Source organism: Cellulomonas sp. P4_B5_2 (genome assembly GCF_056402235.1).
Genome location: NZ_JBFUHU010000038.1, coordinates 1 through 15,933 on the forward strand (window position 1 = coordinate 1; position 15,933 = coordinate 15,933).

15 protein-coding genes, 1 tRNA gene and 1 pseudogene are annotated in these 15,933 nt (G+C 72.6%); 11 read left to right on the plus strand and 6 right to left on the minus strand.

The genetic code is table 11. The features are described from left to right. Nucleotides 1-212, minus strand: a pseudogene (locus AC1DUQ_RS04345) (trehalose-phosphatase); the annotation flags it as partial. Beyond that, nucleotides 205-1,653, minus strand: coding sequence for an alpha,alpha-trehalose-phosphate synthase (UDP-forming) (locus AC1DUQ_RS04350; protein WP_477059978.1), 1,449 nt, complete (start codon nucleotides 1,651-1,653; stop codon nucleotides 205-207). The pseudogene AC1DUQ_RS04345 and the gene AC1DUQ_RS04350, both read right to left, overlap by 8 nt. 96 nt (nucleotides 1,654-1,749) lie before the next feature. Here AC1DUQ_RS04350 and AC1DUQ_RS04355 point away from each other — a divergent pair, with 96 nt between their 5' ends. From AC1DUQ_RS04355 to AC1DUQ_RS04385, 7 genes are all read left to right on the plus strand, one after another. Beyond that, the gene (locus AC1DUQ_RS04355; protein ID WP_477059979.1) at nucleotides 1,750-3,453 is read left to right on the plus strand and encodes a serine/threonine-protein kinase; all 1,704 of its coding nucleotides are present in this window, start codon (nucleotides 1,750-1,752) and stop codon (nucleotides 3,451-3,453) included. Nucleotides 3,454-3,539: 86 nt separating this feature from the next. Continuing rightward, on the plus strand, nucleotides 3,540-3,710 hold the full coding sequence (locus AC1DUQ_RS04360; protein WP_156387817.1) for a hypothetical protein: 171 nt from the start codon (nucleotides 3,540-3,542) through the stop codon (nucleotides 3,708-3,710). Next, nucleotides 3,707-4,123: a hypothetical protein gene (locus AC1DUQ_RS04365; protein WP_477059980.1), complete on the plus strand. Its 417-nt coding sequence runs from the start codon at nucleotides 3,707-3,709 to the stop codon at nucleotides 4,121-4,123. Before AC1DUQ_RS04360 ends, AC1DUQ_RS04365 begins: the two co-directional genes overlap by 4 nt. Before the next feature lie 41 nt (nucleotides 4,124-4,164). Then, on the plus strand, nucleotides 4,165-4,662 hold the full coding sequence (locus AC1DUQ_RS04370; RefSeq protein ID WP_477059981.1) for a hypothetical protein: 498 nt from the start codon (nucleotides 4,165-4,167) through the stop codon (nucleotides 4,660-4,662). Nucleotides 4,663-4,705: 43 nt separating this feature from the next. Continuing rightward, the gene (locus tag AC1DUQ_RS04375; RefSeq protein ID WP_477059982.1) at nucleotides 4,706-5,602 is read left to right on the plus strand and encodes a DsbA family protein; all 897 of its coding nucleotides are present in this window, start codon (nucleotides 4,706-4,708) and stop codon (nucleotides 5,600-5,602) included. A 57-nt stretch (nucleotides 5,603-5,659) separates the two neighbouring features. Then, a tRNA-Thr gene (locus AC1DUQ_RS04380) sits at nucleotides 5,660-5,736 on the plus strand. 63 nt (nucleotides 5,737-5,799) lie between these two features. Continuing rightward, nucleotides 5,800-6,069 (plus strand): hypothetical protein, encoded by a 270-nt coding sequence (locus AC1DUQ_RS04385; RefSeq protein WP_477059983.1) that lies wholly within the window; start codon nucleotides 5,800-5,802, stop codon nucleotides 6,067-6,069. Nucleotides 6,070-6,078: 9 nt separating this feature from the next. Here the strand turns inward: AC1DUQ_RS04385 and AC1DUQ_RS04390 are convergent, their stop codons facing one another. Beyond that, on the minus strand, nucleotides 6,079-7,005 hold the full coding sequence (locus AC1DUQ_RS04390; RefSeq protein ID WP_477059984.1) for a Ppx/GppA family phosphatase: 927 nt from the start codon (nucleotides 7,003-7,005) through the stop codon (nucleotides 6,079-6,081). Between the two features lie 119 nt (nucleotides 7,006-7,124). On the opposite strand from AC1DUQ_RS04390, the gene AC1DUQ_RS04395 reads away from it, so the two are divergent. Next, on the plus strand, nucleotides 7,125-9,356 hold the full coding sequence (locus AC1DUQ_RS04395) for an esterase-like activity of phytase family protein (RefSeq protein WP_477073441.1): 2,232 nt from the start codon (nucleotides 7,125-7,127) through the stop codon (nucleotides 9,354-9,356). 237 nt (nucleotides 9,357-9,593) lie between these two features. Further along, complete coding sequence (locus tag AC1DUQ_RS04400) at nucleotides 9,594-10,514, plus strand: PfkB family carbohydrate kinase (RefSeq protein WP_477059986.1); 921 nt, start codon at nucleotides 9,594-9,596, stop codon at nucleotides 10,512-10,514. Nucleotides 10,515-10,516: 2 nt separating this feature from the next. On the opposite strand, the gene AC1DUQ_RS04405 is transcribed toward AC1DUQ_RS04400, so the two are convergent. From AC1DUQ_RS04405 to AC1DUQ_RS04415, 3 genes are all read right to left on the minus strand, one after another. Further along, nucleotides 10,517-12,598 carry a PhoX family protein gene (locus tag AC1DUQ_RS04405; RefSeq protein WP_477073442.1) on the minus strand — a complete coding sequence of 694 codons (2,082 nt, stop codon included), beginning with the start codon at nucleotides 12,596-12,598 and terminating at the stop codon, nucleotides 10,517-10,519. Nucleotides 12,599-12,713: 115 nt separating this feature from the next. Next, nucleotides 12,714-13,304, minus strand: a complete 591-nt coding sequence (locus AC1DUQ_RS04410; RefSeq protein WP_477059988.1) for a pentapeptide repeat-containing protein — start codon at nucleotides 13,302-13,304, stop codon at nucleotides 12,714-12,716. 1 nt (nucleotide 13,305) lies between these two features. Then, nucleotides 13,306-13,977 carry a response regulator transcription factor gene (locus tag AC1DUQ_RS04415; protein ID WP_477059989.1) on the minus strand — a complete coding sequence of 224 codons (672 nt, stop codon included), beginning with the start codon at nucleotides 13,975-13,977 and terminating at the stop codon, nucleotides 13,306-13,308. 112 nt (nucleotides 13,978-14,089) lie between these two features. On the opposite strand from AC1DUQ_RS04415, the gene AC1DUQ_RS04420 reads away from it, so the two are divergent. Then, nucleotides 14,090-15,262, plus strand: a complete 1,173-nt coding sequence (locus AC1DUQ_RS04420) for a sensor histidine kinase (RefSeq protein ID WP_477059990.1) — start codon at nucleotides 14,090-14,092, stop codon at nucleotides 15,260-15,262. A 209-nt stretch (nucleotides 15,263-15,471) separates the two neighbouring features. Further along, nucleotides 15,472-15,882 (plus strand): hypothetical protein, encoded by a 411-nt coding sequence (locus tag AC1DUQ_RS04425; protein WP_477059991.1) that lies wholly within the window; start codon nucleotides 15,472-15,474, stop codon nucleotides 15,880-15,882. Nucleotides 15,883-15,933: the final 51 nt, after the last annotated feature.

The following is a 15,933-nucleotide window of genomic DNA, read 5'->3' on the forward strand; positions in this document are numbered from 1 at the left end:
TGCATGGCGCGGCCGGACACCAGCGCGAGCGCCACGCCGGGCGTCCCGGCCAGCCGTTCGAGCGCGTCGACGCCGTCGGGTAGGATCCGGGACGCGGACGGGTCGTCCTGCAGCGGGGCCAGCGTGCCGTCGAAGTCGAGGGCGACCAGCAGCGGGCGTCGCGTCGGGTCCGTCGCCACGGCGCCGAGCGCGGCCGCGAGGTCCTCAGCCACGGCTGGCTCGCACGGGCACCGCGTTCAGGGCGGCCAGGAAGTCCTCGGACCAGGCCACCACGTCGTGCCCGAGCACGCGGCGTCGCAGCCGACGCATCCGCTTGCGGGACTCGCGGCCGTCCATGTGGACGGCGTACGTGATCGCGTCCTTCATCCCGTCGATGTCGTGCGGGTTCACCAGCACCGCTCCTGTCAGCTCGTCGGCGGCGCCCGTGAACTCGGAGAGCACCAGCGCGCCGCGGTCGTCGGACCGGGCGGCGACGTACTCCTTGGCGACCAGGTTCATGCCGTCGCGCAGCGCGGTGACCAGCATGACGTCGGCCGCCAGGTACAGCGCCGCCATCTCCTCCATGGGGAAGGACTGGTGCAGGTACTGCACCGGGGCGTGGCCCACCTGGCCGTAGTCGCCGTTGATGCGACCGACCAGCAGCTCCACGTCGTCGCGCAGGGTCTGGTACGCGCCGACGTTCTCGCGGCTCGGGCTGGCCACCTGCACGAGCGTGGTGCTCTGCGGGGACAGGCGCTCCTCGGAGAGGAGCTCCCCGTAGGCCTTGATCCGGTGCCGGATGCCCTTGGTGTAGTCGAGCCGGTCGACGCCCAGCAGCAGGTACTCGGGGTCGCCCAGCTCGCGGCGGATCTGCAGCGCGCGCTCGCGGACGGCGTCGGTGCGCGCCAGCTCGTCGAAGGCGTGCGAGTCGATCGAGATGGGGAACGCGGCTGCGCGCACGTGCCGACCCGGTCCCGTGTGCCCGTCGGGCTCCGCCAGCGTGACCATCTGCCCACGCGTCGTGAGGTCCGTGAGCCGACGCACGGTGCGGACGAAGTTCGCGGCGTCACCGGCCCGCTGGAAGCCCACGAGGTCCGCCCCGAGCAGCCCCTCGATCACCTGCACGCGCCACGGCAGCTGCGCGAAGAGCTCCAGGGGCGGGAACGGGATGTGGTGGAAGTACCCGATGCGCAGGTCCGGCCGCAGCGCCCGCAACAGCTGGGGGACCAGCTGCAGCTGGTAGTCGTGCACCCAGACCGTGGCGCCCTCGGCCGCCTGGGCGGCGGCGGCCTGCGCGAAGCGCTGGTTGACCTTCTGGTAGGAGTCCCACCACTGCCGGTGGAACGCCGGCGGCTCGATGACGTCGTGGTACAGCGGCCACAGGGTGTCGTTGGAGAAGCCCTCGTAGAACTTCTCCAGGTCGTCCTCGGTGAGCACCACCGGGATCAGCTCGGTGCCGTCGACGTCGAACGGCTCGAGCTCCAGGTCGGGTGACCCGCCCCAGCCCACCCAGGCGCCGGACGTGCTCGCCATCACGGGAGCGAGAGCGGTGACCAGGCCTCCGGGGGAGCGCGTCCAGGTGGGTTCGCCGTCGTCGTCGAGGCTCACGTCCACGGGCAGCCGGTTCGCGACGACGACGAAGTCGTAGCCGTGCGCGGGCGCGTCGGTAGGCACCAGATCAACTCCTCGGGTCTGCGACCGACCCTATCTGTGCTGGTCGGACCGCGCGTTGCCGGGCGGGGTGCCGAGGGCTCCGGCTACGGTGCGGGGATGGAGCGGATGGGGCTGGAGCCCGGGACGGAGATCGGCGGATACACCGTCGTCGCCCCGCTGGGCTCGGGCGGCATGGGGACGGTCTACCGCGCGGTCGACGGCGGCGGCGACGCGGTCGCGCTCAAGATGCTGCACCCGCACATCGGGTCCGACGCGGTCGCGCGGGACCGGCTGCGCCGCGAGGTGCACGCGCTGCAGAAGCTCCGGCACCCGGGCGTCGCCGCGATCCTCGACGCGGAGGCCGACTCGACCGAGGCGTTCCTGGTCACCGAGCTGGTGGCCGGCGACAACCTCGAGGAGCACGTGCGCGAGCGCGGCCCGCTGGACGCCGAGCAGCTGCTGGACCTGGCCGAGGGGCTGCGCGACGCCCTCGTGGCGGTGCACGGCGCGGGCGTGCTGCACCGCGACCTCAAGCCCTCGAACGTGATCGTCGGGGACGACGGGCCGGTGCTCATCGACTTCGGCATCGCGCAGGCCGCCGACGACTCCAAGCTCACCGCCGAGGGCATGGTCCTGGGCACGCCGGGCTACCTCGCACCCGAGCTGCTCGACGGCGACGAGCCGGACGAGACCTCCGACTTCTGGGGCTGGGCGGCGATCCTGGCGTTCGCGGCCACCGGTCGGGACCCGTTCGGCACCCGCCCGTTGGAGGCCGTCCTGGCGCGGGCGCGCTCGGGGGACGTCGACCTCGCCGGGCTGGGGCCGCTGACCACCTCCGCGCTCCGGCGCGCGCTCGCCCCGGCCGTGGCCGACCGCACGTCCCCGGACGACGTGGTCGCCGCGCTCACGGTGGTCGTCGCGGAGGGCGAGACGATCGCCGACGACACCGACACCGCGATGCTCGTCGCCGACGACCTCGTCGGTACCACCGTCCTCGCGGCCGAGCCCGCCACCGTGGCCGTCGCCGCCAGCACCCTCCCCCCCGCGATCGCGAACGACGGACGCACCCGCGCGTTCGACCCGACCGACCTCGCGCCCGTCGGGGCCGACGGGGAGTGGGAGGCGGACCCGGACGATCCCGACGGGGTCGACTGGATCAACGACGACCTCGACGCGTCCGAGGAGCCTCAACCCGAGGGCTCGGGCTACGAACGACCGCCCGCCCGTCGTCGGTGGGGCACGCTCCTGGCGGCCGCGCTGCTGCTGGGCTCGGCCGGCGCCCTGTACCCGGGCGTGACGCTCATCGTGTTCGCGGTGCTGGTGGTGGTCGTGCGGACCGCCGGGTCCACCGTCGAGGCCATGTACGGGCGCCGGGAGCGCGCCGGGGTGCGCCGCTCCGACCGGGCCGTCGCCGCGGCCACCGTGCCGTGGCACCTGCTGCGCTCGCTCGTCGGGCTGATCCCGTCGCTCGTGGTCGGGGCCAGCGTCGTCGTCATCCTGCTCGGCCTGTCCTGGTGGCTCATCGGCGACGGCCGCTGGGTGATCGGCGACTCGCCGTCCGGGCAGGAGCCCCAGGGCCTGACGGCGGCGATCCTCGTCGGCTCGATCGTCCTGGTCGGCGCGGCCGTCGTCTGGTGGGGTCCGCTGTCGCTGATGACCCGCATCGGTGCCCGCCGGGTGCTCGCCGTCGTGGCGCCGGGCCGCACCGGCGCGCTCGTCGCGACCGTGGTCCTGCTGGCGGCCTCCGCGGTCTTCCTCGCCCAGATCTTCAGCGGCAGCACGATCACCTGGGCCCCGCTGCCCACCCCCGTCCTGCCCTGAGCCGTCTCGCCATGCGGGACCCTTCTGGCGCGCCGTCGCGTCACCCTCTTGGGTGAAGGCTCGATGGACCGGGGAGGAACGCAGGCATGTCGCTGGAGGCAGAGGTCGACGTCGTCACAGGGCGCCGCAGCAACGGCGACCTGGTCCGGTTCGACCACCGGACAGGATCGCTCGGCGTCTACCGGGGCGACGTGATCGTGGCGTACTTCCGACCCGACGAGGGCTACGAGTACTTCCTGCGCGAGATCGCCAAGTGACCGCGTTCGACGACGCCTTCACCGCGGTCGTCCGGGCTCGTGGCGTGTGGCGCGACGACACCCCGGCCGCGGTCCTCGAACGCTGGTCGAGCTTCGTCGCCGAGTGCGAGCACGGATACCGGGGCGACGAGTTCGCCTACGCCAACGAGGCGATGTCCCGCACCACGCTCCAGGCGGCGCTGACCGACCCGTCGCTGGCCGACCGTCCGGAGCTGGCACTCCTGCGGCGCCGGGTCGAGGCGGTCGACGCCCGGTTCCGCCCGCTCCTGGTCGAGCACGCGTTCCCGCGGATCGACCCCGACGAGTGGTGGCTGCGGGGGATCGTGCGGCGGGCCGGTGGGCGGCTGGCGCAGGACTGGAAGCGGTCGTTCGGGTTCGACATCGAGGTGGTCCGACGGCCGCGTCCGTCCTGACGAGGCCCGGATACCCAGCCGAGCCCCCTACGCTGTGCCGCATGATCGCGCGTCGAGGGCCGCACCGGGCCCTCGCGCGCCTGTCCCTCGTGGGCGCGCTCGCGTTCGCCGGGCTGGCCGCCGCGGTCGCCGCCGAGGGCCGGGTGCTGCTGCACGACTGCGTGAGCGCCGGGGGAGTCCTCGGCCCGCTCGGGCTGCGCCTGTCGGTGCTCCGCGACGCCGCGGACTGCCCGGACGGCGCCTACGGCCTGGGCGCGATGTCGCAGGGTGCCGTCGTGCTGCTCAGCGTGGCCGTGCCCGTCGCGGCCCTGTACCTCCTGCTCACGGTGTGCGGCGTCGGGCTGTCCGCCCTGCTGGTCCGCGCGGCCCGGCAGGTCCGCCGGCTCGTCGGCCGTGCCCTGCGGGGCGGGCTGCGCGGCGCTCGACCCCTCCCCGTGGCAGCGCGGGTCCGCTCCGTGCTCCAGCCCGTGGTCCCGGCGTGGACCGACCGGGTGCTCGTCGGCAGCATCGCCAGGCGGGGTCCTCCCGCGGTGGCCTGACCCCACCCGCCCGCTGTCACCCCCCGTCCCACCAGGAGCACCCATGCCCACCAACGAGCCCCGTCCCACCAAGGCGGTGCGGCGCGACGAAGCCCGCGCCAAGGCCGCCCAGATGCGCAAGGAGCAGGAGCGCAAGGCCAAGCGGAACCGGATCCTCGCGATCACCGGTCTCGCGGTCGCCGTCGTCGCGCTCGTCGCCGTCGCGTTCACGATCGTCAACCAGAACAAGGCCAACGAGGCCGCCAACTCCGACGTCGTCTACGGCCAGGGTGCCGAGAACGTCGTCGCACCCCTGCTGGCCGACGTGACCTCCCCGGCTCCCGCCAACGACAAGGGCGGCATCCCGGTCAGCGCCGACGGCGTCGGCTCGGTCGGCGACGGCGACGTCGACCTGACCATCTACTTCGACTACATGTGCCCCTACTGCGGCCAGTTCGACGCCACCAACGCGGCTGACCTGGACGCGATGATCGAGGAGGGCGGCGTGACCGTCACGTACCACCCGATCTCGATCCTCGACCGGCTGTCCGCGGGCAGCTCGTACTCGACCCGCACGGCCAACGCGACGGCGATCGTGGCGGACCAGGCCCCCGAGCAGCTCACCGCGTTCGTCACGGCGCTCTTCGAGGACCAGCCGGCGGAGGGCACCTCGGGTCGCACCGACGCCGAGATCGCCGAGGTCGCGGAGTCGGTCGGTGTCCCGGCGGAGGTCACCGCGACGTTCACCGACACGGAGGACGGCACGTTCGCCACCCAGGACGAGGACGCCGTCGAGGGCACGTGGCGGACGTTCGCCCCGTGGGTCGCGGCCGCGACCAACCAGGCCGGCATCGACCTGCCGAAGCTCTCGACGCCGGCCGTGCTCATCAACGGCACGGACTTCAGCGGGTGGCAGACGCCCGGTGCGCTCAAGCAGGCGGTCGAGGCCGCCAAGTCCTGACCTTTCGGATCACCGGGCGCTCCTCACGGGGAGCGCCCGGTTATCCTGGGCCCGCCCGCCTCCTTAGCTCAGTCGGCCAGAGCACCTGTCTTGTAAACAGGGGGTCATCGGTTCGAATCCGATAGGGGGCTCCATCGCCACGCCGCGGTCGTCCCGCGGTCTCCGGCTGTTCACCTGCACCGAGCAGCATCGTCCCCATGCGCGCGGAACGAGGACGGTCCACCTCCCGGTCGATGTCGATCGCCGAGCCGGTCTACGTGGTCGAGTTCGGGACGGGCAGGGACGACAGCGAGCAGTGGCGGCTGATGGACGCCGAGGACGTCGACGACGTCGTCGACTGGGCGCGACGCCGGCAGCAGGGCCGCGTCCTGTCCGTGAGCGTCGAGCACCACGACGAGTACGGGACCTCGGTGCTGCGTCTGCTCGGGCCGGCGCGTGCCGTGGGCGGGTCCCTCCGGTCGGCGTGACCGGCCGCCTCAGGACAGTCGTTCGAGGTACTGGAGGATCAGTCCCTCCCGCAGGGCCCAGGGCGACACCTCGAGCTCGTCGACCCCGAACGCCCGCATGGTCTCGGAGAGCACGATCCCGCCCGCGACGATCTGGAACGTCCGGTCGGCCGTGATGCCGGGCAGGGCCGGCCGGGAGTCCGCGGGGATGCGGGCGAGCCGGGGGACCCAGTCGTCGAGGCCGGACCGGCGCAGCAGCCGTCGGTCCTGCGGTCCCACGCCGTCCGCGAGCGAGCCCGCCAGCCGGGCGAGCGAGCGGATCGTCTTGGACGACCCGACCACGTGCGCCGGGTCGGGTCGGCCGGCGAAGTGCGCGCGGGCCTGGTTCAGCTGCGCCCGGACGTGCGCGCGCAGAGCGGCCACCTGCTCGGCCGTCGGGGGGTCGTCGTGCAGGAACGACACCGTCGAGCGACCCGCCCCGAGGGGCAGGGAGAGGGCTACGTCCGGGTCCTCGCTTCCCCCGGCGGCCAGCTCCAGCGAACCACCGCCGATGTCGAGCAGCAGAATCTCGCCCGCCGACCAGCCGAACCAGCGGCGTACCGCCAGGAACGTCGAGCGCGCCTCGTCATCCCCCGTGAGCACCTGCAGCCGGACACCCGTCGTCGCCTCCACCAGGTCGAGCACCTCGGCGCCGTTGGCGGCCTCGCGCAGGGCCGACGTCGCGAACGGGAGCAGCTCGTCGATCCCGGCGGTCGCGCCCGCAGCCACCGCGTCGGCGACCGCGTCGACCACCGCCCGGACACCGTCGGGGCTGATGGCACCCGACGGCTCCAGGTAGCGCATGAGACGCAGCACGGAGCGGTGCGACGACTGCGCGAGCGGTGGGCCGCCGCGGTGGGCGTCGACCACGAGCAGGTGCACGGTGTTCGATCCGACGTCCAGCACTCCGAGTCGCATGGGTCGCACGTTACGGCCGCCGGGCCGCCCAGCGCAGTCACAGGAGGTTCACACCCTGGTCATCCGGAACTGTCCGGTATGTCGCGCGCCGGTCGCCGACGAGGAGTTGCATCGAACTCATGAGACGCACCGCAGCACTCTCTGTCCTCGCGGCGGCCCTGACCGTCGCCCTCCTCGCCCCGACCTCGGCCACGGCCGGTGATCACGCTGGCACCGATCGCGGCCGGCACACGGTCGTCCAGCCGACCCTCGTCGCGCGCGCGACCCTGTCCGCCGACTTCCTCGCCCCCGGACCGCCGTCGKGGGCGCTCGCCACGCCCGCCAACGGTCGCCAGGGCCCGTTCGCCGGCCAGGTGATCCCCGGGTTCTCCGGGATGGTCGACGCCGGTGACGGCACGTTCTGGGCGCTGCCCGACAACGGGTTCGGCACCAAGGCCAACTCCGCCGACTTCCTCCTGCGGATCTACCACGTGACCCCGCAGTGGCAGACGGCCCGGGGCGGGTCCGGGGAGATCGGCGTCGGGGAGTTCGTCTCCCTGAGCGACCCGGACCACCGGATCGACTTCCCGATCGTCAACGACGCCACGCCCGACCGCCTGCTGACCGGGGCGGACTTCGACGTCGAGTCCGTCGTGCGGGCGAAGGACGGCAGCTTCTGGATCGGCGAGGAGTTCGGTCCGTTCCTGCTGCACGTCGACGCGACCGGCAAGCTCCTGGCCGCTCCCGTGCCGTTCGTCGGCGGCAAGTCACCGCAGAACCCGTACCTGCAGGTGGGGGAGACGCCGAACGTCCGGGCCAGCCGCGGGTTCGAGGCGATGGCCGGGTCGCGTGACGGCCGGTTCCTATACCCGATCACCGAGGGCGCGTTCGTCGACGACGCGCAGCAGCGCCGCCGGACGATCTACGAGTTCGACACGTCCGCCGGGGCCTACACCGGCCGGACCTGGGCGTACCAGACGCACCAGGACGCGAACGTCATCGGGGACGCGTTCCTCACCGGCACGCGCGAGCTGCTCGTCATCGAGCGCGACGACTTCCAGGGCGCCGCGGCGGTGATGAAGCGGGTCTACCGGATCGACCTGGACCGGACCGACGCCGACGGCTACGTGCGCAAGACGCTGGTGCTCGACGCACTGAAGATCGCCAACCCGGACCACCTGGGCGCGGGCGACGGGTACGGCACGGACGACCCGTTCTCGTTGCCGGTGCAGTCGTTCGAGACGGTCGTGCAGCTGCGCGACGGCCGGCTGCTCATCGCGAACGACAACAACTACCCGGGCAACGCGGCACGGATCGCGGGTACCCCGGACGACACGGAGCTGGCCCTCGTCGACCTGCGGCAGGTGCGGGCGCCGAAGGCCGGTGAGGTCACGGTGGTCGGCCACCGCGGTGCCAGCGGCTACCGCCCGGAGCACACGCTCGCGTCGTACGAGCTGGCGATCCAGCAGTGCGCGGACTACATCGAGCCCGACCTGGTCTCGACGAAGGACGGTGTGCTCGTCGCCCGGCACGAGAACGAGATCAGCGGGACCACCGACGTCGCTGCTCGCACCGAGTTCGCCGGCCGCCGTGCCACCAGGACGATCGACGGGCGCAGCGTCACCGGCTGGTTCACGGAGGACTTCACGCTCGCCGAGCTGAAGACCCTGCGGGCCAAGGAGCGGCTCCCCGCCGTGCGGCCCGCCAACACCGCGTTCGACGGCCTCTACGAGGTCCCGACGTTCGACGAGGTCCTCGACCTCGCTCGGCACTCGGTCAGCTGCGACGGGCAGCCGGTCGGGGTGTACCCGGAGACCAAGCACCCGACGTACTTCGACTCGATCGGGCTGTCGCTCGAGGAGCCCCTGCTCGCCCAGCTCACGGCGAACGGGCTGAACGAGAAGCGGTCGCCGGTGATCATCCAGAGCTTCGAGACCGGCAACCTGCGCGAGCTCGACCGGCTGACCAAGGTCCGGCTGGCCCAGCTCGTTGACTGCTCGGGTGCGCCGTACGACCTGGTCGCCGCCGGTGACCGGCGCACCTACGCGGACCTCGTGACGCGCACGGGTCTGCGGCAGGTCGCCGCCTACGCCGACGGGGTGGGCCTGTGCAAGGACGTGATGATCCCGCGCAACGCCGACGCGACGCTCGGGACGCCCACGTCGGTCATCCGGGACGCCCACAAGGCGGGCCTGGAGGTCCACGGGTGGACGTTCCGCCGGGAGAACCAGTTCCTGCCGGCCGAGTTCCGCAGCAGCGCGGACCCGAACGCCGTCGGTGACCTGGCCGGGGAGATCCGCGTGTTCGTCAGGGCCGGGATGGACGGGCTGTTCAGCGACAACCCCGACATCGCGGCGGCCGCCGTGGGCTGACGCCCGCCGCACGAGGGCCGGCTCCGGGGAGACCTTCTCCGGGGCCGGCCCTCGTCGTGCGGCCCGAACGGGTGAATTCGGCGTGCGCACCAAACGTTCGTCTCCGGGAAATCTGGCGGAAACGACACGTGTGTCACTCTCGAAAGCGAGCGTCCCGAGGCCCCGGTTCGAGCTTGGCTCCCGGGCCTCGGGGTGCCCCGCGAGACCCCACCCCCGATGCGGTGAACTGAGGATGCGATGAACCCACGACACGACGTCCTGGTGATCGGCGAGGCCCTGATCGACGTGCACGACGACGGCATGACCATCCGCGAGCGCGTGGGCGGGAGTGCCGGCAACATCGCCGTCGGGCTCGCCCGGCTGGGCCGGGACACCCTGCTGCACACCGCGATCGGGCGCGACGAGCGCGGCGACGACATCACCGCGTACCTGACGGCGTCGGGCGTCGGGCTCTCCGACTCGTCCGTGACCCAGGCGAGCTCGTCCGTGGCCCGCGCGGTGCTCCGCGTCGACGGCTCGGCGCGGCACGACTTCCGGATCCAGTGGGCGCCCGCGGCGGACCCCGGGGACTCGACGGCTCGCTGCGTGCACGCCGGGTCGGTCGCGGCCTACATCGAGCCGGGCGCCGGCACGGTGCTCGACCTGGTGACCCGCGCGCACGGGCGGTCGCTGATCACGTTCGACCCGAAGATCGAGCCGACCTTGGTGGGCGCCCGCGAGGACGCCCGGCGGCGCACGCTCGAGTTCGTCGAGCTGGCCGGCATCGTGAAGGCGAGTGAGAGCGATCTCATGTTCCTCTACCCCGACGACGACCCGGTCGACGTCCTGCGCGACTGGATCGCCCGCGGTCCCGACCTGGCCGTGCTGACCCGGGGTCCGCGCGGCGCCACGGCCGTGACGGCGCGCGGGGTCGTCGACGTGCCGGGCATCTCCGTGCTCTACGCCGAGGCCGGTGTGGGCGGGGGCGACGCCTTCATGTCGACGCTCATCGACAGCGCGCTGACCCTCGACGCCGACTCGAGCATGCGCTGGCTCCGCTCCGGCGCACCGGTCGTCGAGCAGGTGCTGGCGCGCTCGGTGCAGGCCGCCGCGCTGACGGTCGCCCGCCTCGGTGCGGTTCCCCCCACCGCGGACGAGCTCGCGTCAGCCGGCGCCTGACCTCAGGCCTTCCAGACCTGCACGACGCTGGGCCGCGGCCCGCCCCACCGGCCACCGGCCAGCGAGCCCGGCGCCGCGTAGTCGGGGAACAGGGAGTGCTGCTGGGCCCACGACCCGTTCTCGCCAGGGTGCTGGACGGCCACGTAGACCATGTCGTCGGCGTCGCGCACCACCGGTCCGCAGGTCTCGGCCTCGGCCGGGACCGAGAGGAACTGCTGGACGCGGCCGCGCTCCGGTCCCTCGAGCGGCACCTTGAACAGGCCGTCGCAGTACCCGATGACGCCGGGTGCGCCGTCGGTGGCGAGCCACATGTTTCCGGCCGAGTCGAAGGTGACGTTGTCCGGGCACGAGATGGGCGAGACCCGGTCGGCCGGGAACCCGGCGAAATAGGTCGACGTGTTCGTCGCGGGGTCGCCGCAGAGCAGGAGGATGCTCCAGCCGAAGCTGGTGGCGGCCGCGTCGTTGCCCGCCTCGGTGATCTCGATGACGTGGCCGTCGCGGTTGGTGGTCCGAGGGTTCGGCTCGACCGCACCCTCCTTGCCGGGCTTCCCGCGGTCGGTGTTGTTGGTGCACACCACGTAGACCCGGCCGGACGTCGGGTGGGGCTCGACGTCCTCGCAGCGGTCCATCTTCGTGGCGCCGGCGGCGTCCGCGGCCAGCCGGGTGTTGACCAGGACCTGCTCGGTGCTGAACCCGGGGACGTGGCTGACCCCGTCGATCACCAGCGGGATCCACTCGCCGGTCCCGTCGAACGCACCGTCCGACGGGAGCGCGCCGGTGCCGGTGATCTCCGCGGCCGGGGAGTCGCCGGAGAACCGGGCGACGTAGAGGCTGCCGGCGGTCAGCAGCGTCTTGTTGTGCCGCCGGCTGCGCTGGCTCGACCCGGGCTTGTAGCGGTCCGTCGAGACGAACTTGTAGAGGTAGTCGAACCGCTCGTCGTCGCCCATGTACGCGACCGCGCGGCCGGTGCGGCCGATGACGACGTTGGCGCCCTCGTGCTTGAACCGGCCGAGCGCGGTGTGCTTGACGGGCGGGCTGTAGGGGTCCTGCGGGTCGACCTCGACGATGTACCCGAACCGGTTGGGCTCGTTCTCGTAGCCCGGGTTCCGTGCGTCGAACCGCGGGTCGACCGACTCCCAGCCGCGCGTCGTCGGCTTGTCGGCGAGGCCGTAGCGCAGGTCCGCCGCGCTGGTGCCGGCCGTGCGGAAGTAGCCGTTGAAGTTCTCCTCGCCGGACAGCACGGTGCCCCACGGCGTGGTCCCGCCGGCGCAGTTGCCGAGGGTCCCGCGCGCGGTCGTCCCGGTCGGGTCCTCGACCGTGCGCAGCAGCGCCGATCCGGCGGCCGGACCGCTGAACGTGAACGGGGTGTTCCCGGTGATCCGGCGGTTGAGCGGCGCACCGACGGCGTACGTCCACGGCTTGCGCCTGCGGGTCCGGTACAGCTGGACGATCGCCATGCCGTGGGCGGCGATCGCGGTGCGGCGCTGCTCGTCGAGCTCCTCCGGCGTCGTCGCCGGGGGGAACATGATGCTCTCGTTCGTGTATTCCTGGTTGGCCACGAGGATCGCGCTGTAGCCCTGCGGCCCCTCGATGATGTCCAGGTAGTCGTTGTTGTAGCCGAACTGCCGCTCCTGGCGCTGCGCGGTCTGGTGGTTCGGGTCGAACGCGTCACGCGGGGAGAAGAGCGGGTCGCCCCAGCGGATGATCGGCGACCACCGATACCCCTCCGGCACGACGAACGAGTCGACGGCCGCGGGCACGGGGGCGATCGGCGCGAACGGCAGCCGCGGGTTCGGCCGCCCCCACGCGGCGGCGGGCTGGGCATCCCCGAGCGCGGAGCCGACGACGATCGCACCTCCGGCGGCGACCGCACCCCACAGCACGGACCGCCGCGTCAGGCTCGCGCTCGCGATGTCCCGGAAGTACGCGTTCTCGCTCGTGTTCGGCACCGGGTGGAAGCAGGCGTCGGCGCACTTGAGGTGGCAGGTCACGGGGGACCGCTTGCCTGCGGTGTGCCCGGCCATGGGCAGCAGGAGCCGTCGGGGGATCCCGCGGCCGGTCTCCTGGTCGTCGGTCGTGGTCATCGAGGGAGCCCTCCGTCGCCGTGCGCAGTGGTGCTCCCACCGTGCCGGGCGGGCGGATCAGGCAGAACGGACACCGGGTGACGACGAGGTGAACGTCTGGGAACGACGTCCCGGGTCACTCCACCCGCAGGTCCAGGCCCATCGCCTCGACGATCGTGACGGCCTGCGGCAGCGTGATGATCGCGCGGTCCAGCGTGACGGTGGCGGGGTCGATCCCCGTCAGGTCGCTTCCACGCAGGTCGCACCCGGTCAGGTCGGCCCGGTGCAGCGAGGCGCCGGCGAGGTCGCAGTCGCGCAGGGTGCCGCCCACCGCGCGGACCCCGGTGAGGTCGGCCTCGCGCAGGCGCACCCCGGTGAACGTCGCCGAGCGCAGGTCCGCACCGGGCAGGCCGACGAACGACCAGTTGCCGCCCTCGACCTTGGCGATGTCCCACGTGCAGCCGTCGAACTTCGACCCGATCAGCTTGCACCGCTCGAACCGCACGTCGAAGAAGTTCGAGCGGTGGAAGGTGCAGTTCACGAACGCCGCGTCGGTGTGCACGGAGGCGTTGAGCTTGGCGTTCCGGAACACGCAGTCCTCGAACACGGCGCCGACGCCGAACGCCTCGGTGAGGTCCAGGTCCAGGAACTCGACGTCGCGGAACTCCTGGCCGGACAGGTCGCGGGCGTACCAGTCCTCGCCCCGGATCACGGTGGTCGGGGCCATCTCAGACGGCCGGGCCGGTCTCCTCGAGCAGCCGCAGCGCGGCGCTCACGCGCGGGTTGCGCTGCGGGTCGGCGTCGATGCCGAGCGTCGCGTACATCCCGTTGACGTGGTTCTGTACAGACTTCTCGGTGATGCCCAGGCGGTCACCGATGCCGGCGTTGGACAGGCCCGACGCCAGCAGGCGGAGCACCTCGTACTGCCGGTCGGTGAGCCGCGCGACGGCGGAGCCGGCCCGCGGAGTCATGCGCGCGATCAGGGAGGGATCGAGCACCGTCTCGCCCTGAGCTGCCGCCCGCACCGCGTTGACCAGCACCGCCTCGCTCGTCGACGAGGTCTTCGACAGGTAGCCCCAGCCGGCCGCGACGTCGGCGGGCAGGTCCAGGAGAAGGTCCATCGCGTCGTGCGCGGACAGGAGCAGGATGCCCAGYGTCGGCATCCGGCGTCGCAGCGTGACGCCCAGCGAGATGCCGTTGCCGTCGGGCAGGTCGATGTCGAGGATCACGCAGTCGACGAGGCCCGGCCGCAGGATGCGCGCGGCTTCGGTCGCGGTGCCCAGGGCGGCGACCACGTGCAGGCCGGGCGTGCCGGACAGGGTGTGCTCGAGCATCGACCGGAAGAGAGGCTGGTCCTCGACGACCGCGATGCGCAAGGGGTTGGTGCTGGGATCACTCATCCGCGCCAGTATCGTCTGCGGCTGGGTTCGACGCGCGACCACGCGCCGGGCGACGATGAAGATCACACGCTCACGCGGGCGTGCCGACGACGGCGAACGGAGCAACCGCCCCATGACGACGTCGTCGAGCGACTCAGCGGCGGTCATCGCGACCCGACGGGGAGACGACCGCCGGGACCAGATCACGCTGCTGCGCGGCACCGCGATCATCGCGCTGGGATACGGCGTCGGGGCAGCCCTGCAGTCCGCGTACGTCTACGCGGAGTACGTCCCTGCGTGGGCGTACGTCTCGGTGTGGGCGCGTCTGACCGCGAACGCCACCGCGGTGGTCGTCCTGGTGGTGGTGCTCGCCGCCCTCAAGGCGCACCGCGCCACCCGCGTGTGGTGGATGGTCGCGTTCGTCGCGGTCGCGGCGGCCCTGGCAGCCGCCGTCCGGTTCGTCGTCCAGGTGGCGCTCGGGGTCCACACCGACGTCGCCGACCCTGCGCGCGACGCGGAGGTCCTCAGCGGCTTCATCCTCGGGGCGATCTCCGGGGGGATCGGGATGTGGGCCATGGCCACGCGCCGGTCCGCCCGGATCCGCACCCGGGCCGCCACCCGGAACGCGGTGCACGTCGAGGTGGCGATCAAGGCGCTCGAGCAGGAGGAGATCCGCGTCCGGCGGGCGGTCGCCGAGGGCCTGCACGGCACGCTCCAGTCCAAGCTCGTGCTCGTCGACGCCCGCCTCGCGGACGTCATCTCGCGGGGGACGAACCACGGTCTGGACGACGACGACCTCGACTCGCTGGCGTGGGTGCGCACCGAGCTCGACGAGGCACGCGAGACCGACGTGCGCGAGATGAGCCGGCTGCTCTACCCCGACCGGCTCGAGCTCGGGCTCGTGCCGGCCCTGCGCGCGCTGCTCGGCCGCATCCCGGCCAGCATCGCGACCCGCCTGACGGTGAGCGACGCGGTCCGGACGCTCGACGACCCCACCGCGTCCGCCCTGACGGTCAGCGAGCGGCTGCTCGCGGTCCGGGTGGTCGAGGAGGGGCTGACGAACGCGCTCAAGCACGGGCCGGCGTCCTCCCTCGTCGTCGAGCTGGACGTCACCGACGGTGTGCTGCACGTGAGCGTCGAGAACGACGGGGAGCTGTACGACCCGGCCGTCGCCGGGACGCCCTCGGGCACCGCGCGTCTCGGGACGCGACTGAGCCTCGTCGGCGGTCGCCTGGCTCTCCTGCCCGGCCAGGAGAAGGGCGCACGCCTCCAGGCCTGGCTGCCCCTGGGGGCCGGCGCGCAGTAGGTCGCGTGTCCAGCTTGGGAGGTCCGTCGCAAACGCCCAGGGTGAAAGAAACGGGCATCCCGGGCCCCCCAGGTGCTGCCACCCAGACATGGACGGGTGACCATGTCGATGACACCTACGTTCGCGTCGACCGCCTGAGGGGCGGGTCCTCGTGAGCGGGTCTCGGTGAGCTGCCGAAGCCCGGCACCCACCCTGATCAGGAGATCACCATGGCCACCAAGTCCTCGAAGTCCCGCAAGGGCATCGCCGTCGCGCTCGCCGTCCTGGGCGTCGCCGGTCTGTCGCTCGCCTCCGCCTCGCAGCTGACGCTGAACGGCACCCCCCAGCTGCAGGCCGGCGTCAAGGACGTGGCGGGCTGCCAGACGACGGCCATCGCCGTCGCGTTCACCACGCCGGTGATCTCGGCCAGCGAGTACAAGTCGGCCTCGATCACGCTGACCAGCTTCGACGCGGCCTGCACCACGGCCCTGGCGAAGTACAAGGTCGCGCTGCTCGACTCGACCGGCACCGTCGTCCAGGAGACGACCGCCGCGAACGTCACCACCGGTGTCGCGACGATCGCGCTCACCACGGCCACGCCCGCCAACATCAGCAAGGTCGCCGTCACGATCTTCAGCTGATCGTGCCGCCGAGCAGCTCGTCGTGACCGAGACGGACACGCCCGCCACACC